This window comes from Streptomyces sp. NPDC030165, assembly GCF_055573595.1.
The window spans coordinates 577,287-595,065 of record NZ_JBVIBD010000001.1 but is presented as its reverse complement, the minus strand read 5'-3'; the positions used below and the strand labels follow the sequence as shown (position 1 = coordinate 595,065).

General features: G+C 73.9%; 17 protein-coding genes. 7 read left to right on the top strand and 10 right to left on the bottom strand.

All coding sequences use genetic code 11. The features are described 5' to 3' along the window. Positions 1-122: 122 nt before the first annotated feature. The 7 genes from ACZ4Z1_RS02715 to ACZ4Z1_RS02685 form a co-directional block, all read right to left on the bottom strand. Complete coding sequence (locus ACZ4Z1_RS02715) at positions 123-506, bottom strand: DUF202 domain-containing protein (protein ID WP_468484740.1); 384 nt, start codon at positions 504-506, stop codon at positions 123-125. A gap of 3 nt (positions 507-509) precedes the next feature. Continuing rightward, positions 510-920 carry a YidH family protein gene (locus tag ACZ4Z1_RS02710; RefSeq protein ID WP_468484739.1) on the bottom strand — a complete coding sequence of 137 codons (411 nt, stop codon included), beginning with the start codon at positions 918-920 and terminating at the stop codon, positions 510-512. 92 nt (positions 921-1,012) lie between these two features. Then, the gene (locus ACZ4Z1_RS02705) at positions 1,013-1,546 is read right to left on the bottom strand and encodes an NUDIX hydrolase (RefSeq protein ID WP_468484738.1); all 534 of its coding nucleotides are present in this window, start codon (positions 1,544-1,546) and stop codon (positions 1,013-1,015) included. 54 nt (positions 1,547-1,600) lie between these two features. Next, on the bottom strand, positions 1,601-2,365 hold the full coding sequence (locus ACZ4Z1_RS02700) for a glucose 1-dehydrogenase (protein WP_468484737.1): 765 nt from the start codon (positions 2,363-2,365) through the stop codon (positions 1,601-1,603). 40 nt (positions 2,366-2,405) lie between these two features. Beyond that, positions 2,406-3,059, bottom strand: a complete 654-nt coding sequence (locus ACZ4Z1_RS02695; RefSeq protein WP_468484736.1) for a TetR/AcrR family transcriptional regulator — start codon at positions 3,057-3,059, stop codon at positions 2,406-2,408. A 61-nt stretch (positions 3,060-3,120) separates the two neighbouring features. After that, on the bottom strand, positions 3,121-3,996 hold the full coding sequence (locus ACZ4Z1_RS02690; protein ID WP_468484735.1) for an MBL fold metallo-hydrolase: 876 nt from the start codon (positions 3,994-3,996) through the stop codon (positions 3,121-3,123). Between the two features lie 272 nt (positions 3,997-4,268). Continuing rightward, complete coding sequence (locus ACZ4Z1_RS02685) at positions 4,269-4,481, bottom strand: hypothetical protein (RefSeq protein ID WP_468484734.1); 213 nt, start codon at positions 4,479-4,481, stop codon at positions 4,269-4,271. A gap of 223 nt (positions 4,482-4,704) precedes the next feature. Here ACZ4Z1_RS02685 and ACZ4Z1_RS02680 point away from each other — a divergent pair, with 223 nt between their 5' ends. The 4 genes from ACZ4Z1_RS02680 to ACZ4Z1_RS02665 all read left to right on the top strand — a co-directional run bounded on the left by ACZ4Z1_RS02680 (position 4,705) and on the right by ACZ4Z1_RS02665 (position 11,417). Next, the gene (locus tag ACZ4Z1_RS02680; RefSeq protein WP_468484733.1) at positions 4,705-6,360 is read left to right on the top strand and encodes an FAD-binding dehydrogenase; all 1,656 of its coding nucleotides are present in this window, start codon (positions 4,705-4,707) and stop codon (positions 6,358-6,360) included. Positions 6,361-6,655: 295 nt separating this feature from the next. Then, positions 6,656-7,609, top strand: a complete 954-nt coding sequence (locus ACZ4Z1_RS02675; RefSeq protein ID WP_468484732.1) for a hypothetical protein — start codon at positions 6,656-6,658, stop codon at positions 7,607-7,609. 187 nt (positions 7,610-7,796) lie between these two features. Then, a complete protein-coding gene (locus ACZ4Z1_RS02670; protein WP_468484731.1) occupies positions 7,797-9,386 on the top strand; it encodes an APC family permease in 1,590 nt (529 codons plus the stop codon). Positions 9,387-9,389: 3 nt separating this feature from the next. Beyond that, on the top strand, positions 9,390-11,417 hold the full coding sequence (locus ACZ4Z1_RS02665) for a primary-amine oxidase (RefSeq protein ID WP_468484730.1): 2,028 nt from the start codon (positions 9,390-9,392) through the stop codon (positions 11,415-11,417). Here ACZ4Z1_RS02665 and ACZ4Z1_RS02660 read toward each other — a convergent pair. Together ACZ4Z1_RS02660 and ACZ4Z1_RS02655 are read right to left on the bottom strand one after the other, a co-directional pair. After that, positions 11,405-12,307, bottom strand: a complete 903-nt coding sequence (locus ACZ4Z1_RS02660) for a phosphotransferase family protein (RefSeq protein WP_468484729.1) — start codon at positions 12,305-12,307, stop codon at positions 11,405-11,407. The genes ACZ4Z1_RS02665 and ACZ4Z1_RS02660 overlap by 13 nt on opposite strands. Positions 12,308-12,437: 130 nt before the next feature. Continuing rightward, on the bottom strand, positions 12,438-12,839 hold the full coding sequence (locus tag ACZ4Z1_RS02655; protein WP_468484728.1) for a (2Fe-2S) ferredoxin domain-containing protein: 402 nt from the start codon (positions 12,837-12,839) through the stop codon (positions 12,438-12,440). A 34-nt stretch (positions 12,840-12,873) separates the two neighbouring features. Between ACZ4Z1_RS02655 and ACZ4Z1_RS02650 the strand changes: the two genes are divergently transcribed. Both ACZ4Z1_RS02650 and ACZ4Z1_RS02645 read left to right on the top strand, forming a co-directional pair. After that, positions 12,874-14,253, top strand: coding sequence for a cytochrome P450 (locus ACZ4Z1_RS02650; protein ID WP_468484727.1), 1,380 nt, complete (start codon positions 12,874-12,876; stop codon positions 14,251-14,253). Between the two features lie 391 nt (positions 14,254-14,644). Further along, positions 14,645-16,255 carry an ABC-F family ATP-binding cassette domain-containing protein gene (locus ACZ4Z1_RS02645; protein ID WP_468484726.1) on the top strand — a complete coding sequence of 537 codons (1,611 nt, stop codon included), beginning with the start codon at positions 14,645-14,647 and terminating at the stop codon, positions 16,253-16,255. Between the two features lie 106 nt (positions 16,256-16,361). Here the strand turns inward: ACZ4Z1_RS02645 and ACZ4Z1_RS02640 are convergent, their stop codons facing one another. Further along, positions 16,362-17,090, bottom strand: a complete 729-nt coding sequence (locus ACZ4Z1_RS02640; RefSeq protein ID WP_468484725.1) for an HAD family hydrolase — start codon at positions 17,088-17,090, stop codon at positions 16,362-16,364. A gap of 142 nt (positions 17,091-17,232) precedes the next feature. On the opposite strand from ACZ4Z1_RS02640, the gene ACZ4Z1_RS02635 reads away from it, so the two are divergent. Then, a complete protein-coding gene (locus ACZ4Z1_RS02635; protein ID WP_468484724.1) occupies positions 17,233-17,760 on the top strand; it encodes a DUF6314 family protein in 528 nt (175 codons plus the stop codon). Positions 17,761-17,779: the final 19 nt, after the last annotated feature.

Here is a 17,779-nt window from a genome sequence, read left to right as displayed (position 1 = left end):
TCCGTGCGGAAGGGACGGCCGCTCCGGTCGGGCGGCCGCTACGATCATGCCGACTAGTCGGTATGGCGTCCAGGGGGTGCGTGTGGGGTATGGGTCACCCGGCCGGAAAGGACCGGTCGGCCTCAGAGCAGGATCGCCGCGCCGAGCACCGCGAGCGCACAGGTGCAGGCCGCCAGGGCCAGCGCCGTACGGGCGGACAGGACCGGCGGCCGGCTGATGCACATCGTCCGCATCCGGACGTGCGCCGCCGCCACGAACGCGATCCACACCAGCAGCACCAGTGCCGCCGCGACCACCGTCACCGGCCCGGGACCGCGGTGCTGCACCACCTGGCGGCCCGCCAGGACCGCGACCAGCGTGCAGGACAGGGTGGTACGCCGCCAGGCGAGCCGCGTACGCTCCGGCTGCAGCCCCGGGTCGCGGGCCGGGCGAGGTGCGGACTCCGGAGCGGGCGGTGCTTCCGGGGCCCGGTCCCTGCGCGGCTCCTGCCCTCGGGAACCGGCCATCGGTCAGCGCGTCCAGCCGACCGCGACGAGGACGACCATCGCCGCCGCGAGCAGGCCGACCGCGACCGCCAGTACGGCCGGGAAGCGGGACGCGGGCAGGTCCTCGCCGCGGCGCATCGCCCGCTCGCAGCGCACCCAGTGGTTGACCGCCCGCACCGCGCACAGCGCACCACCCACCAGCAGGGCGACGGTGAACGTCACCCGCAGCACGTCGTGCAGCCGGGGCAGGAACTGGTCCACCGCGAACCCGCCGCCCACCAGCGCCAGCCCGGTCCGCAGCCAGGCCAGGAAGGTGCGTTCGTTGGCGAGGGAGAAGCGGTAGTCGGGCGTCGTGCCCTCCTCGCGGACGCGCGCCGGCGCGAACCACAGCCGTACGCCCGCGCCGATCGACCGCAGCCTGTCGGAGAGGATCATGACCAGAACCCTACGCGGTGCCCTCCGGCCGGTTCCTTTCCCGGGCCGCCCGCCGGGCCCTCCCGGGCGGCGGCCACCCTCCTGCCCGGCGGCTACCGCTCCCGCGCGGCCCGCCATTCCCGCAGCCGCTCGTACGCGGCCATGCCGTCCGGCGTCCACTCCCACTGCGGGATACGCCGCTCCAGCTCCTCCTCGCTGAGGAAGGCGTGCCAGTCCACCTCCGACTCCTGCGGCTGTACGGGCAGCGTGCAGCGCACCTCGTAGACCGCCGACCACCAGGTGTGCTCGGGCGTCTCGTACAGGAACTTGAACAGCGGGACCGGCTGCGGCAGGCCGGTCACGCCCAGTTCCTCCTCCGCCTCGCGCAGCGCGGTCTCGTCGTACGTCTCGCCCGCGCCGACCACACCGCCGACGAACATGTCGTAGTGCGAGGGGAAGACCAGCTTCCGCGCGGTACGGCGGTGCACGAAGATCCGGTCGTCGGCGTCGCGGGCGAGGATGAACGCGCAGCGCGTCCGCAGCCGGTGGGCGTAGCTGTCGCCCCGCCGGGCCTGTCCCACGACCTCGTCGCTCTCGTTGACGATGTCGACGATCTCGTCCGCGCTCAGTGGCTGTTGTCCGTCCATGCCCCCATGCAATCAGTCCGCCGGGGCCGCAGCGGCACGGCCCGGCGGCGCGTGTCACCGCCCCATGACGTAGCGCACGGTCGGCCCGGCGGTCCAGCCGCCGTCCACCGCCAGTTCGGCGCCGGTGACGTAGGACGCCGCGTCGGACAGCAGGAACACCACCGCCCCCGCGATCTCCTCGGCCTCGCCGACCCGCTCCATCGGCGTGTTGGGGTACTTGCCCGCGCCCTTCTCGATACCGGTCCGGGCGGTCATGGGGGTGTGGGTCATGCCGGGGTGCACGGAGTTCACCCGGATCCGTTCGGTGCCCAGCTCCACCGCGCCGATCTTCGTCAGGCCGCGCACGCCCCACTTGGAGGCGCCGTAACCGCCGGTCAGGGCCAGGCCCATGAGGCCCGCCGCCGAGGAGATGTTCACGATCGACCCGGCACCGCGCTCGCGCATCGCCGGAATCACGGTCTTCATGCCGATGAAGACGCCGGTCAGGTTCACGTCGAGGACCTTGCGGAAGAAGTCCACCGAAATGGAGTCCAGCGGCTGCCCGGTGGCTATGCCCGCGTTGTTGACCAGGCCGTCGATGCCGCCGAACGTCTCGGCCGTGAAGCCGGCGGCCCGCTGCCAGTCGTCCTCCGACGTCACGTCGTGCACGAGGAACCGGGCCCGCTCGCCGAGCCGTTCCGCCGTCGCCCGGCCCTCCTCCTCCAGCACGTCGGTGAGGACGACGTGCGCACCGGCCGCGACCGCCTGCTCGGCGGCAGCGGCTCCCAGGCCGCGCGCGCCGCCGGTGATGATGATGGTCTTGCCGTGCAGGTCGGGCATGGTCGGCTCCTTGCCTGGGGGTGTGCGGTGCGGTGTCCGGTCACGGACAGGGGGCGGCGGCGGGGGCCAGCAGGAACGCCACCGTGGTGCCGACGAGGTCGGCGAGGAACAACTCCTCGTACGTCAGTGGCCGGACGCCGTCCAGGTACTGCCGCGCCCGGTCGGCCAGCGCCGCGCCGACCAGCGTCAGCGCCTGCTCGATCCGCTCCAGCCGCAGCGGCTCGGGCAGGCCCGCCGCGGCGAGCGCGTCCTCGGCGAGGCCGATCAGCCGCCAGGTCGCGGTGCCCTCCAGCGTCGGGTGCGGGGTGCGGGTCCGTACGCCGCTCTCGTGGGTCAGCTGGGCGGAGACGCGCAGACAGCGGCGGCCCCGGTCGTCGCGCAGCAGGCTCGCCTCGGCGGTGACCAGGACGCCGATCAGCGCGCGCAGGTCGGGACCCGCCGCACCGGACCGTGCCCGCACGGCCGCCAGCGCGGGCGCCAGCACCGCTTCCGTGCGGGCCAGGCGCCCGGCCATGACGGCGTCCAGCAGACCGGCCCGCGAACCGAAGTGGTACTGCACGGCCGACGGGTTGCTCTGCCCGGCCAGCCGCACGATGTCCCGTGTCTGAGCGCCGTCGACCCCGTGCGCCGCGAAAAGTTCCTCCGCGGCGCGCAGCAGCTTCTCCCGGGTCGCGGCCCCCGACGGTCTCGTCATGCGGGCACCCTAATGCTGGGCATTATCAGCCGTCGAGGGGACCGGAACGGCCCCCCGCGCCTCACCAGCGCACGGCCGCGAAGTCGACCGGCCGCGGGCGCAGTTGCCGGGTGCGCGCGGCCAGCCGCCGTATGCGGTCGGCCATGTCGGCGGCGGGCAGGCGCATCCGGTCGCCGTGGCCGGGCAGCAGCCATTCGAAGCGCAGCCCGACGGCGGTACGGGCCAGGGAGGCGGCCAGTTCCTCGATGGAGTACCAGGTGACACTGTCCGCCACCTCGACGTCGCCGGTCGTGCGCGACCAGTAGAAGCTGTCCCCGCTGAAGCAGTACCGCTCGTCGGCGACATAGAGCACGCTGCCCCGGGTGTGCCCGGGAAGCGGGTGGGCGAGCACGCCGTCGGAGATCTCCGTGGCCCGGGTGCCGCGCAGGACGCGGTCCGCGTCGGGCACGGCGTCCAGGTCGCCTTCGTGGATCCACAGCCGGGCGCCGAAGCGGTCGGCGTAGCGGCGGCCGTGCGCCACGTGGTCCCGGTGGGTGAGCAGGACGTCGGTGACCGGACCGAGGGCCTCGTACGCGGCGGCCAGCGGCTCGCTCCAGCGGGGCGTGTCCACCATCATCAGCGTGCCGCCGGGGCGCCGCAGGAGGTAGGAGTTGGCCCCGGCGGTGTGCTGCGAGTTGTGCCCGCACAGCAGCACGTCGCCATCGCCGAGCGGCATCGGGAACGGGTCCAGCTCCGGGGTCAGGCGGTGGCCGGAGTGCCGGACGGAGCGGGTCGGGCAGGCGAACGCGGCGGCGTGCAGCAGCCGTTCCTCCGTCGCGTCCCGCGGCTGCCGGGCCACCTCGGAGCGCCCGTCGGTCTCGACGATCAGGCCGGGGGCGAGCTGCCGGGCGACATCGCAGTTGGTGCAGCGGTCATCGACGTACCAGGCGTCGTTCATGGCGTGCCTCACTCTTCGGACGGCTTGTGCGGGACGGATGGCTTGTACGGGGGTTCGTACGAAGAGGTACCGCGCCGCGCCGCGGAAGTGGAAGGGGTGCCGGGTCTTGTTTCTGCTGGTCAAGGAGTATCTCGCGAAGGGCAATGGCGTAGCATGAGCATGACAAAAGGGCTCCGGGCGGCTCGCCCCTGCCCACCCGCCGCCTCTCACCCCGCCCGCACCGACTGCACCCATTCCGCTCGCCCGGCCACCCCGGGCGAGCGCCCCGGCGGTCAGGTCAGCCGGTCGCCGAGGAAGCCGACCCCGCAGACGATGCCCGCCAGCGGCTGGGCCGCCGTCAGCGCGGGCAGCGACATGCGCAGGAGCGCCGCCTCCCGGCCCCTCCGTACGCGCTTGGCGCAGGCCGCCACCGGCAGTGCGAGGCCGAGGACGGCGCCGACGCCCAGGCAGCCGGCCGCGCTCACGGCCAGCAGGAGCACCGCCACGTCACCCACCTCAAGACGGCCGGACAGGAGGGGGCTTGGCCGAGGACGGCGCGGCGTGCGGCCGCCCACCGCCCGCCCGTCGCCATCGGGCACACCCGGGTACCCCGGCCGCGGGGCGACGGAACCCGCGGTTGACGCGCCGCTCGGCCGCGCTGAGGATCGGTAGCCACGATGGCGGCCGGGCCCTCCGGCGCGCCGCGGCGAGGAGAGAAGACTGGCGGACATGGCCTACGACGCTGATGTGATCGTGATCGGAGCGGGTCTGGCGGGTCTCGCGGCCACCGCCGAACTCGCCGAGGCGGGACGCAGGGTGATCCTCCTGGACCAGGAGCCGGCGAGCGGCCTGGGCGGCCAGGCGCACTGGTCCTTCGGCGGCCTCTTCCTCGTCGGCTCGCCCGAGCAGCGGCGGCTGCGCATCCGCGACAGCCACGAGCTGGCCTGGCAGGACTGGCTCGGCGCGGCCGCCTTCGACCGCCCCGAGGACCACTGGCCGCGCAAGTGGGCCGAGGCGTACGTCGACTTCGCTGCGGGGGAGAAGCGCCCCTGGCTGCACCGGCAGGGCGTACGGTTCTTCCCGGTCGTCGGCTGGGCCGAGCGCGGCGGCTACGAGGCCACCGGGCACGGCAACTCCGTACCTCGCTTCCACATCACCTGGGGCACCGGCCCCGGACTGGTCGCGCCGTTCGCGCGGCGGGTGCGGGCCGGTGCCGCGCGCGGCCTGGTGGAGCTGCGCTTCCGGCACCGCGTCACCGGCCTGGCCCGCAGCGCGGGTGCGGTCGACACCGTCACCGGCGAGGTGCTGGAGGCGTCCGACGCCGAGCGCGGCACGCCCAGCAGCCGCGAGGTGACCGGCGCCTTCGAACTCCGCGCCCAGGCGGTGATCGTCACCTCCGGCGGCATCGGCGGCAACCACGACCTGGTGCGCGCCAACTGGCCCGAGCGCCTCGGCAGCCCGCCGGAGCGGATGCTGTCCGGGGTGCCCGCCCACGTGGACGGCCTGATGCTGGGCGTCGCCGAGACGGCCGGCGGCCGGATCGTCAACCGGGACCGCATGTGGCACTACACCGAGGGCATCGACAACTGGAACCCCGTCTGGCCCCGGCACGGCATCCGCATCCTCTCCGGCCCGTCCCCGCTGTGGCTGGACGCGCGCGGCAAGCGGCTGCCGGTGCCGCTCTTCCCCGGCTTCGACACGCTCGGCACCCTCGAACACATCATGCGGACCGGATACGACCACACGTGGTTCGTACTCACCCAGAAGATCATCGAGAAGGAGTTCACGCTCTCCGGCTCGGAGCAGAACCCGGACCTGACGGGCCGCAGTGTCCGGGACGTGCTGGGGCGGGCGCTGCCCGGCGCCCCCGGCCCGGTGCAGGCGTTCATGGACCGGGGCGCGGACTTCATCGTCGAGCGCTCCCTCGGCGACCTCGTACGGCGGATGAACCAGCTCACCAAGGAACCGCTGCTCGACGAGGCCGCCCTGCGCCGCGAGATCGTCGCGCGCGACCGCGGGACCGCCAACCCCTTCACCAAGGACCTTCAGATCACCGCCATGCGCGGCGCCCGCAAGTACCTGGGTGACCGGCTGATCCGCACCGCGCCCCCGCACCGCCTGCTCGACCCCAAGGCCGGCCCGCTGATCGCCGTACGGCTGAGCATCCTCACCCGCAAGACGCTCGGCGGCCTGGAGACGGACCTGTCCTCGCGGGTGCTGACCGAGGGCGGCGAACCCCTGCCGGGCGTGTACGCGGCCGGGGAAGCGGCGGGCTTCGGCGGCGGTGGCATGCACGGCTACCGGTCGCTGGAGGGCACCTTCCTGGGCGGCTGCATCTTCTCGGGGCGCACGGCGGGACGGGCGGCGGCCAAGGCGGTGGGGTGAACGCGGGGTGGCCGGACGCGGAGGACGGACGCGGGAGGGCAGGGGGCGGGGGCGCCGGCCGCCCTTCGGCCGGTCACGCGCCGGACCGCCGCCGCACCCCGCCGCTTGTCGACAAGTGTGCTGACTGTCAAGGGAGTTGGCTTTTCGGTCAATCTCCGTGGCGCCTTGACGTGACGCCGCGCCTGCCGCTTTGCTGTGCGTGACCTACTGGTGTCGATCAGTGCACCGATTCTGCACATACGCGCCGGGACACGGCGCGTCCGGAGGTGAAGCGCGTCGTGGAGTGTTCCTGCCCGTGACCCCTCCGCCACCCCCGCCGCTGGGACGGCCCCGCCGCAAGGACGCGCTGGTCCTCGACCCGGCCCTGGACGACGTCCAGCTCGCCGCCTCCGTCGACGCCCTGGCGCACGGCCGCTGGGTCCGGGTACGGACGCTGCTGGCCGACACCGGGACGGACTGGGACCTGCGGGGCCACCGGCTGGTGGTGCTCGCCGAAGGCCCGGCCAGCGCCGCCTGGGCCGGTGACTGGCGCCTCGCCGAGCCGGACAGCGCCGACGCCGCCGTCCTGCTGGCCTGCGCCCTCGTCTTCCAGGCGCTGCGCGGCAAGAGCGACGAGGACGCCGCGCGCGCGGCCTGCCGGGTCGCCGCCGCCATGGCGCCCCGCGACCCGACCCCGTGGCTGGGCCTGCTGATCCTCGCCCGCCGCACCGGCACCCCCGACGAACGCGAGCACGCCTTCGACCAGGTACGGGCCCGCCACCCCGACCACCACCACGCCCACCACCTGATGGCCGCCTGCCTGGCCGAGCAGCAGCAGAGCGGCGCCGACGACCCGCTGCACCAGGTCTACGACTTCGCGTACTGGGCCGCCGAACAGGCCCCCGCCGACTCGCCGCTGGCGATCCTGCCCGTCGTCGCCCATGCGGAGCGCTACCGCGCGCTGGCCGCCGCCGGCCTCGAACCGGCGGATCCGGCCGCCTCGGGCCACTGGTCCACCCGTCGCGCCCGGCAGGTCATGAAGGCGGCCTTCGACTGGTGGCTGGAGTGGGAGGGCGAGGACCACCCGCGCCGCAAGGTGGACCTCAATTTCCTCGCCCACGCCAAGTACCACGAGGGGAGGATGGCGGAGGCCGCCGCGCTCTTCCACCGCATCGGTCCGCATGTCACCGCCGCCCCGTGGTCCTACCCCGACCGGGACGCCCGCAAGGCGTTCAAGGCGGCACGCGCCACGGCCTTCAGCACCGCCTGACCCTGGCGCCCGGCCCCGTCCGGCGCCCGCACGACGTACGCGGCACCACCCGGCACGACGTACTCGGTACACCACGTACGCAGCACTACGCACCACGCGTCACAGCCGTACGCACCACCCGAGCCACCCGCACCCCGCACGACGCGCACCCCGCCTCCGCGCTCCACGGAAAGGACACCTCCGCGCCATGCTGACGAGCAGTACGGGAAACAAGGGCAATCCGGGACGCACGGGAAGTCCGGGCGGCCCCGGGGAGATCAGCACCTTCAAGGGCCAGGAGCGGGCCCTGCGCGCCGGCCGCATCGGCACGCCGGGACTGCTGCTGTCCGTGCTGGCGGCCAGCGCGCCCCTGATGGTGGTGGCCGGTGTCATGGTCACCACGTACCAGGTCATGGGCATCGTCGGGCAGCCGCTGCTGTTCGTCATCCTGGGCGTGGTGATGGCGCTGTTCAGCGTCGGCTACGCGGAGATGAGCCGGCACGTGCACAACGCCGGCGCGTTCTACGCGTACATCGCGCGCGGCCTGGGCGGCACGGCGGGCGCCGGCGCCTCCTTCGTCGCGCTCGCCGCGTACAGCGCCCTGCAGTTCGGCATCTACGGCATCTTCGGCTTCGAAGTGTCCGGGCTGCTCGGCAAGCACCTGGGCCTGACCGTCTCCTGGTGGGTGCCCGCCCTGCTCGGCGTCCTGGTCATCGGCGTGCTCGGCGCGCTGAAGATCGACCTGAACGCGAAGGTGCTGGGCGTGCTGCTCGCCGTCGAGGTCGTGCTCATCGCCGTCTTCGACATCGCCTTCGCCGCCGACCCGGGCCCGCAAGGCCGGTCGCTGCACGCCTTCGACCCGTCCACCCTCGGCGGCGCGGGGCTGGGCACCGCGCTGTGCTTCGCCGTCGCCGCGTTCGTCGGCTTCGAACAGGCCCCCGTCTACGCGGAGGAGACCAGCCGGCCGCAGACCGTCGTGGCGCGGGTGATGTTCCTCGCCGTCGGCTTCGTCGCGGTCTTCTTCGCGCTCAGCTCCTGGCTGATCGGCGTCGCCACCGGCCCGGACCACGTCGTGGCCACCGCCGGGAAGGAAGGCCCCGGCCTGATCTTCGCCCTCACCGGACCGCGGCTCGGCGGCACCTTCACCGACATCCTCCACCTCTTCTTCGTGACCGGCATCTTCGCCTCGATGCTCAGCTTCCACAACGTGGTGGCCCGCTACGCCTTCGCGATGGGCCGCGAGGGCCTGCTGCCCGCCGCGCTCGGCCGGACCGCACGGTCCAGCGGCGCGCCCGCACTCGGCTCGCTGCTCCAGTCCGTCATCTCGCTGCTCGTCGTGGGCGCCTTCGCGCTCACCGACCGCACACCGGACGGTGACCCCACCACCCCGGTGCTGAAGCTGTTCACCTGGGGCGGCAACGTGGGCGCGCTCGGCGTGATCGTGCTGATGGCCACCGCGTCCGTCGCGGTCATCGCGTTCTTCGTACGGCGCGGAGCGGGCCGGGCGCAGGCCGGGCGGCTGCTGGCCGCCGGGCTGGCCGCGGTGGCGCTGCTGACCGTACTGGTCTACGCGGTCAAGGACGTCGGCGTCCTGGTCAGCGCCGCGGAGGGCTCCGCGGTGGCCTGGGTGCTGCCCGGCGTCATCGGCCTGGCGGCCGTCATCGGGCTGGTGTACGGGCGGGTCCTGCGCGCCCGGCGCCCACGGGTGCACGCCCGTATCGGCCTGGGCAACGAGGCGTTCCAACTGGAGAAGGCGGCGAGCGTGCCGTCCCCGTCGACCCCGCGTGAGGAGAGCTGACCCATGGCACACAGCACGACGGAACCCCAGCAGCCCGGACGGCAGGACGCGACGACCGGCGCGGCGCAGCCGCCCGGAGGCGTAGCGGCCACCGCCGCGCAGCCGCCCGCCCCGCACCCCCTCGACCCGCTCACCGCCGACGAGATCACCACGGCCCGCGACGTGCTGCGCGGCGCGGGCCTGGTGGGCGACGCCACCCGCTTCCCGCTGGTCCTGCTGGACGAGCCGGACCGGCACACCGTCGCCGCCCACCGCCCCGGCGACCCGGTCGTACGCCGGTTACGCGTGACCCTCCTGGACACCGCGACCGGCGCGAGCGGCGAGGCGGTCGTCGACGTCACCGCCCGCGTCCTGCTCGCACACCGTCCGCTGGACCCGGCAGCGGACGGCCAGCCGCCGATCCTCTTCGAGGAGTACGAGCGCTGCGACGCGATCGTCAAGGCCGACCCGGGCTGGCGCAAGGCCATGGCCGAGCGCGGCCTCACCGACACCGCGCTCGCCGTCTGCGCGCCGCTGGCCGCCGGCAACTTCGGGCGGGCCGAGGAGACCGGGCGCCGGATGCTGCGCTCGTTGACGTTCCTGCGCTGCGACACGGCCGACAACCCGTTCGCGCACCCCGTCGGCGGCCTGGTCGCCGACGTGGACCTGACCGAGCGGCGGGTCGTCCGGCTCATCGACACCGGAGCGGTGCCGGTGCCCGCCGAATGCGGCCGCTACGAGGCCGAGTTCCACGCTCCGGCGCGCACCGACCTGAAGGCCCTGGAGACCAGCCAGCCCGACGGGCCCTCCTTCACCCTGGACGGACACCGCCTGACCTGGCAGAACTGGTCACTGCGGCTGGACTTCAACGCCCGCGAGGGCCTGGTCCTGCACGAGCTGACCTACCGCGACGGGGACCGCGTACGCCCCGTGCTGCACCGCGCCTCGCTCGCCGAGATGGCCGTCCCGTACGCCGACCCCGGCGCGGACCGCAACTGGATCTGCTATCTGGACGTCGGCGAGTACACCCTCGGGCGCAACGCCAACGCGCTGCGGCTGGGCTGCGACTGCCTCGGCGAGATCGCGTACGTGGACGCCGTCGTTCCCGACGACCACGGCGGCCCGCAGACGCTGCCCAACGCCATCTGCGTCCACGAGGAGGACCACGGCCTCCTGTGGAAGCACACCAACATGTTCGACGACTTCGCCGCCGAGAGCCGCCGGTCCCGCCGTCTGGTGGTGTCCTGCATCGCCACGCTCGGCAACTACGACTACGGCTTCTACTGGTACCTGTACCAGGACGGCGGCATCGAGTTCGAGGTCAAGTCGACCGGCCTGGTGCAGACCTCGGCCTCCGAGCCGGGCACGGACTCCCCGTACGCCACCGAGATCGCCCCCGGGCTCCAGGCGCCGTACCACCAGCACCTGTTCTGCGCCCGGCTGGACCCGGCGGTGGACGGCCACGCGAACACGGTGGAGGAGGTCGACATCGTCCGGCTCCCCATGGGTCCCGACAACCCCAACGGCAACGCCTTCACCGTCCGCGCCACCCCTGTCACCGACTCCGGGGAGGCCGGACGGCTGGCCGACCCGGCCGCCGGACGCCGCTGGCGGATCACCAACCCCACCGCCCGCAACCGCACCGGCCGGCCGGTCGCCTACACCCTGACCCCGCAGCCGACCGGCCCCACCCTGCTCGCCCAGCCCGGCTCCGCGGTCGCCGCGCGCGTCGCCTACGCCACCAAGCACCTGTGGATCACCCGGAGCGCGGCCGGCCGCCACTACCCGGACGGCGACTACCCCAACCAGCACCCCGGCGGCGCGGGCGTCACCGCGTGGTCACGCCCCGGTGAGTCCCTGGAGAACACCGCCCTCACACTCTGGCACTGCTTCGGGCCGACGCACCTGCCGCGCCTGGAGGACTGGCCGGTCATGCCGGTCGACCGCTGCGGCTTCACACTCCGGCCGACCGGGTTCTTCGACCGGAACCCGACGCTGGACCTGCCGCGGGAGAGCGGCGGGACGGGCCACTGCCACACTCAGGAGGCGTGAGCGGACGGCCCGTCCAGGGAAGCCGGCTCCCACGCCCGCCGCAACTGCGTGCGCAGCAGCGGCAGCGGGCTGTCGTCGAGGCCGCGGAGCCGGTCGGAGAGGAGCGTCAGCGTGTCGCAGCGCGCCAGTTGCAGCGCGCGGGCGCACACGCCGGGAGCGAAACCGGCGGCCGTCGCGATCCGTACGGCCGCCACGGCACCGACCGAGATCGCGAGCCCGGCGACGTCCTCGGCGGCGTCGCCGGTCACCGCGTCCGTCCAGTCCAGCACGCCGCCGATCCGCCCGTCCCCGGTCACGAGCAGATGCTCACCCTTGAGGTCGTTGTGCACCAGAGTGGCGGGAGCCGTCGCGGCTTCCGCCCCCGGCACGCGCAGCCTCGGCAGCCACCCGGCGTCGAATTCACCACGCGCCGCCACGGCTTCCGCCGCCGCTGAGGCCCGGCGCAGCAGGCCGGGCATGTTGCGCGGGGCCTCCGGCGGCACGCCCAGTGCCTCGGCGTCCGCCACGGGCACCTGCGCGAGCTGGACCAGCAGCCGTACGAGATCCGCCTCGCCCGCCGCCGGAACCGGGCGCCGCTCGGCGGAGACCCCGTCCAGCCGGGTGTCGAGGGTGAACGCGCGTCCGCGTGCCCAGTTCCCGCTCACCACACTCACCGGCACCGGAACGCCGGTCCGCGCGCCGATCAGCTCGCGCAGCGCGACCTCCCGGCGCAGGCGCTCCGACCCGCCGGAGTCGAGCGCGCACCGCGCCACATGCTCCGGGCCCACCCACCAGGACGCGTGGTCGCCGCCTTCGCCGATGGGCCGGACGTCCGCGGCACCCACTCCTGGCACGGCCTCCTGGACCAGCCGGGCCACCTCTGCCGCATCCGGCAGGTGTTCCTCCGTCATGATCGCCATCATGCCGCAGGACGCCGCCGGGGCGGAGTGACGGTGCGCCACCGCGCGCCGTCCGGAAGTTCCCCGGCCTCAGGAGCATGGGGGCCTCAGAGCCCGCGGAGCACGCGGGCGGGGCGAGGGCTCAGCCCTCCAGCGCCTTCCCCACCCGCCGCGACACGGTGAACGTGTACAGGTCCAGCACCCCCGGCGGCTCCGCGATGCCGGGCCCGCCGGCCTTGATCCAGGCGGCCACGTCGTCCAGCGCCCCGTCGTCGTTGACCAGGCCCAGCCACACCGGGCGCCCGCCCGCCGCCCGGCCCGCGCGGGACGGCTGGACCACGACGACGTCGGCCTGGTCGCAGACGTCCAGGCACTCCGAGGCGCGGACCTCGGCCGCGCCCGCCAGCGCGGCCCGCAGCCGCGGTATCTGCGCCGCGTGGTCCACGCCCGGGACCTTGCGCGGGTCGCCGCAGCAGCAGCCGCGGCAGACGGTGACGCGGCACGGGGTCTCGGCGGGCGCGCGGCCGGAACGCTTGTTGATCATTCGGCCCATGCTACGCGGGGTAGGTATCGTCCCCATGACCTCCATGACGCATTCCGGCCCGGCGATACCGGGGCCCAAGGGAGTTCCGTTCCTGGGTTCGATGTTCGACCTGCGGCGCAGCACGCTCGACACGTTCGCGCGCGCCCGGCGCGAGCACGGCGACCTCGTCCGCTTCGTGGCCGGCCCGCCCGGCCTGCGCAGCGTCTTCTACGGGGTGTTCTCCCCCGAGGGCACCCAGCAGGTCCTGGCGTCCGAGGCCGCGAACTTCCGCAAGGACCACCCGTTCTACGAAGAGGTCCGGCAGTCCTTCGGCAACGGCCTGCTGACCAGCCAGGACGCCGCTTACCTGCGGCAGCGGCGGATAGTGCAGCCGCTGTTCACCAAGCGCAGGGTGGACGGCTACGCGGCGGCCGTGGCGGCGGAGGCGCAGGCCGTCGCCGACCGCTGGCGGACCCCGCCCGGCGGCACCGTCGACCTGGTGGACGAGATGAACCGGCTGGCGCTGCGCACGGTCTCGCGCATCCTGTTCGGTACGGACGTGGAGGCCGCGGTCGCCACCGTGCACCGCTGCTTCCCGGTGATCAACAAGTACGTGGTGCAGCGCGGCTTCTCGCCCCGCAACCCGCCCCGCCACTGGCCCACCCCCGCCAACCGCAAGGCCGCCGCCGCGACGGCCGAGCTGCACGCGGTCTGCGACAGCATCGCCGCCGGGCGGCGGGCCGCCGGGGACCCCGCCGACGGCGAGGGCACGGACCTGCTCTCCCTCCTGACCCGTGCGGGCACCGCGCAGGACGGCAGCCTGGACGCCACCGAGATCCGCGAACAGGTGCTGGTCTTCCTGCTGGCCGGACACGAGACGACCGCGACCTCGCTGGCCTTCACCCTCCACCTGCTCGCCCGGCACCCCGGCGAACAGGCGCTGGTACGCGAGGAGATCGACACCGTACTGGCCGGACGCGACCCCGAGGCCGCCGACCTGGAACGGCTGCCGCGGCTGACGCGGGCCCTCAAGGAGGCCATGCGGCTGTACCCGGCCGCGCCGGTGGTCAGCCGCCGCGGCGTGGCGGCCACCGAGATCGGCGGGCGCCGCATCCCGGACGGCGCGGACGTGATCGTCTCGCCCTGGGTGACCCACCGCGACCCGGACCTGTGGGAGGACCCCGAGCGCTTCGACCCGCTGCGCTTCACACCGGAGCGCGAGGCGGCGCGCCACCGCTACGCGTGGTTCCCCTTCGGTGGCGGCCCGCGGGCCTGCATCGGGCAGCACTTCTCGATGCTGGAGTCCGTACTGGCGGCGGCGGTCCTGCTGCGTACGTACGAACTGACGGCGGTGGACCGGGACGTGCCGCTCACCGCGGGGATCACTCTCCAGGCCGCCGGGCCGGCGCGGGTGCGGCTGCGCGCGGTGGGGTGATCGCCGGGTGGGGCCGGGGGGCCGGGAGGGACGGCTGCGGGGGGAAGGGCGCAGGCGCGACTCCTCCTGCGGTAAACGCAACCGAAATAGCGTTTGCGTTTTCGTGCCGTCCCCCGTACCGTTCTTCTCGGTCCCATTGCCGCCGACAGGAGAAGGCCGTTGCTCGTCTGAGGTCCTGAGACACCGCGCCCACGGCGCGAGGTGCGAACGCGCGCGAGGCGCGCGCCCGGCACCCGTCGTGCGCCCCTGTCCGCGACCTCGGCGATCCGGATTCCCGGCCTGCCCTCCGCCCCGGCCCACCGCCCGGTGCCGCCGTCCGGCTCTCGTGGACCTTCCCGTGGTGTCTCCCGCGCTGTCACCCCTACCTTCACCGCGCATCGAGGAGACCCGTATGACTGCCTCTTCCGCCGCCTCCGTCGTCTGCTGCGGCCTCGGCTTCGCCTGGCCCGACGGCACCCCCGTCCTGGAGGACTTCGACCTGACCGTCGGCCCCGGCCGTACCGGCCTGATCGGCCTCAACGGGTCAGGAAAATCAACCCTGTTGAAGCTCATCACCGGTCAGCTCCAGCCGACCGAGGGGGCCGTGAGAGTGGCCGGCGAGGTCGGCCACCTGCCGCAGAACGCTGCCCTGGACACCGGGCTGCGGGTGGACGCGGCCCTCGGCATCGCCGGAACCCGCGCCGCCCTGCACGCCATCGAGAACGGCGACGCGAGCGAGGCCAACTTCGCCGCCGTGGGCGACGACTGGGACGTCGAGGAGCGCGCCCGCGCCACCCTCGACCAGCTCGGCCTGCACTCCATCGACCTCGACCGCACGATCGGCGAGGTGTCCGGCGGCGAGTCGGTCCTGCTGCGGCTGGCCGCGCTGCTGCTGCGCCGCCCCGACGTACTGCTGCTGGACGAACCGACCAACAACCTCGACCTGGCCGCCCGCCGCAGGCTGTACGCCGCGGTGGCGGGCTGGCCCGGCGTCATGATCGTGGTCAGCCACGACCGTGCGCTGCTCGACCTCGTGGACCGGATCGCCGATCTGCGCGACGGCGAAGTCCACTGGTACGGCGGCAACTTCACCGCTTACGAACAGGCCCTCGCCGTCGAGCAGGAGGCGGCCGAGCGCATGGTGCGGGCCGCCGAGGCCGACGTGGCCCGCCAGAAACGCGAACTGTCCGACGCGCACGTGAAACTGGCGCGCCGCACCCGGTACGCCCACAAGATGTACGCCCAGAAACGCGAACCGAAGATCATCATGAACACGCGCAAGGCCGCGGCCCAGGTCTCGGCCGGCAAACACCGCATCATGCACACCGAAAAGCTCAAGGAGGCCAGGGAGCGGCTGAACGAGGCCGCCGAGGCGGTACGGGACGACGACGAGATCCGCGTCGACCTGCCGCACACCGAGGTGCCGCCGGGCCGCGGCGTCCTGACCCTGCGGGCCCTGCGCGCCCGCTACGGCCCGTACGCCGACCTCGAACTGCGCGGCCCGGAACGGGTGGCGCTGACCGGGAGCAACGGCTCCGGCAAGACCACGCTGCTGCGGACGCTGGCGGGCGAGCTCCCGCCCGAGGAGGGCGAGGCGCAGATCCACGTACCGCACCGCTTCCTGCCGCAGCGGCTGGACGTCCTCGACGACGGCCTGACCGTCGCCGAGAACGTCGCCCGGTTCGCCCCGGACGCCACCGGCAACCGGGTACGGGCCCGCCTGGCGCGCTTCCTGTTCAAGGGCGCCCGTGCCGACCAGCAGGCCGGCACGCTCTCCGGCGGCGAACGCTTCCGCGCGACGCTCGCGGCGCTGATGCTGGCCGAGCCCGCGCCCCAGTTGCTGATGCTCGACGAGCCGACGAACAACCTGGACATGGCCTCGGTACGCCGGCTCGTCACGGCGCTGGAGTCCTACCGGGGCGCCCTGATCGTGGTCAGCCACGACGTGCGGTTCCTGCGCGAGATCGGCATCACCCGCTGGCTCGCCCTGGACGGCGTACTGAAGGACACCGACCCGATGTGACCACCCCGGGCGGCGCGCGGCACCACCGCCGCGCGCCGCCCGCCCACCGCTTCGCGACCGGCGTGCAGGCGCATCCCGGGCCGTACGCCGGGCCGCGCGGTCCGGATCAGAAGTGCCGCAGCAGCTCGGCGAACCGCTCCAGGCGGAGCACCTTCTCGTCGGCCGGGTCGAGCACGCCGTGCTCCAGCACCCAGGTGTGGTCGTTCGGGATGAACACCGCGTTCAGGCCCGCCTTCCGGGCCGGCAGGATGTCCGACTTGGGGGAGTTGCCGATCATCCAGGTGTCCGTCGGCGTCAGCGCGCACGTGCGGATCAGCTCCTGGTACGTGCCGGCGTCCTTCTCCGGCACGATGTGCACCCCGCGGAAGTGGTGGGCCAGCCGGGACGCGTCCACCTTCGCGCGCTGCTCGTCCGCGTCCCCCTTCGTCAGCATCAGCAGCTCGTGCCGCCCGGCCAGCTCCGCCAGCGTCTCGGCCACCCCGGGGATCAGCTCCACCTCGTCCGCCTCGAAGGCCCGCGCCCAGTCCGCGATCCGCGCCAGCTCCGTCTCACTGGCCTCCCGCAGCCGCACCCGCCGCACACACTCGCCGAGGCTGCGCAGGAACACCTTGCTGCCGTAACCGTGCACCACGGCGTTGGCGGCCTCGATCTCGTCCAGCATCGCCCGTACCCCGTCCCGGCCCAGCTCCGGATGGTCCAGCCAGGTCAGGAACTCCTCGATGACCCGCTCGAAGATCACGTTGTTCTCCCACAACGTGTCGTCGGCATCGAAGACCAGCACCTGCCGCGTCCGGGGCGCCCCGGACGTCCCGAATCCGCCGCCCACTGCGCTCACACCGTCTCCTCGTACACGTCGCCGTCCCGGCCGGAAGGCATCCCCGGCCCCGCGGCACCCTACTGACCGGCTCCGTACGCCCGCACCGCAATTCCCCCGGCCCGGCCGCCGCGGGCGGGCCCCCACCGGGGACAATGACCCCATGTCCACAGAGCCCGACACCGCGACCGCGCCCGGCGGCCCGTATGCGGTCCCGGACGCCGCGGCGTACCTGGCCGGCTGGTGGACGATCGACCGCACGGTGCTGGACGTCCGGACCGGTACGCAGGGGACCTTCCGGGGAACGGCGCACTTCCGGCCCGAGGGGCACGAAGAACGCGAGGTCCCGGAGGGACCGGCCGACCGGCCGGCCCCCGGCGCGCTGCTGCACGTCGAGGAGGGCGAGCTGATCTGGAACGGCACCACCGTCCCGGCCACCCGCACGCTGCGGCTGTGCCCGCGCCCGGACGGCACCGCCGAGATCACCTTCGCCGACGGGCGGCCCTTCCACGACCTCGACCTGCGCACCGGCCACTGGACCACCCGCCACCCCTGCGCCGCCGACCTGTACGACGGCGAGTTCACCGCCGTCTCACCGGGGGAGTGGCACCTGCGCTGGCGGGTGGGCGGCCCGGCCAAGAGCCAGGTGCTGCGCTCGGTGTACCGGAAAAACGTTCGTCCGCTGCCGTGAGCGCGCTCTACCGTCGGCG

Coding starts and splice junctions, on each gene's coding strand:
- ACZ4Z1_RS02715 (WP_468484740.1), bottom strand. CDS start 506: ATGGCCGGTTCCCGAGGGCAGGAGCCGCGCAGGGACCGGGCCCCGGAA.
- ACZ4Z1_RS02710 (WP_468484739.1), bottom strand. CDS start 920: ATGATCCTCTCCGACAGGCTGCGGTCGATCGGCGCGGGCGTACGGCTG.
- ACZ4Z1_RS02705 (WP_468484738.1), bottom strand. CDS start 1,546: ATGGACGGACAACAGCCACTGAGCGCGGACGAGATCGTCGACATCGTC.
- ACZ4Z1_RS02700 (WP_468484737.1), bottom strand. CDS start 2,365: ATGCCCGACCTGCACGGCAAGACCATCATCATCACCGGCGGCGCGCGC.
- ACZ4Z1_RS02695 (WP_468484736.1), bottom strand. CDS start 3,059: ATGACGAGACCGTCGGGGGCCGCGACCCGGGAGAAGCTGCTGCGCGCC.
- ACZ4Z1_RS02690 (WP_468484735.1), bottom strand. CDS start 3,996: ATGAACGACGCCTGGTACGTCGATGACCGCTGCACCAACTGCGATGTC.
- ACZ4Z1_RS02680 (WP_468484733.1), top strand. CDS start 4,705: ATGGCCTACGACGCTGATGTGATCGTGATCGGAGCGGGTCTGGCGGGT.
- ACZ4Z1_RS02670 (WP_468484731.1), top strand. CDS start 7,797: ATGCTGACGAGCAGTACGGGAAACAAGGGCAATCCGGGACGCACGGGA.
- ACZ4Z1_RS02665 (WP_468484730.1), top strand. CDS start 9,390: ATGGCACACAGCACGACGGAACCCCAGCAGCCCGGACGGCAGGACGCG.
- ACZ4Z1_RS02660 (WP_468484729.1), bottom strand. CDS start 12,307: ATGACGGAGGAACACCTGCCGGATGCGGCAGAGGTGGCCCGGCTGGTC.
- ACZ4Z1_RS02655 (WP_468484728.1), bottom strand. CDS start 12,839: ATGATCAACAAGCGTTCCGGCCGCGCGCCCGCCGAGACCCCGTGCCGC.
- ACZ4Z1_RS02650 (WP_468484727.1), top strand. CDS start 12,874: ATGACCTCCATGACGCATTCCGGCCCGGCGATACCGGGGCCCAAGGGA.
- ACZ4Z1_RS02645 (WP_468484726.1), top strand. CDS start 14,645: ATGACTGCCTCTTCCGCCGCCTCCGTCGTCTGCTGCGGCCTCGGCTTC.
- ACZ4Z1_RS02635 (WP_468484724.1), top strand. CDS start 17,233: ATGTCCACAGAGCCCGACACCGCGACCGCGCCCGGCGGCCCGTATGCG.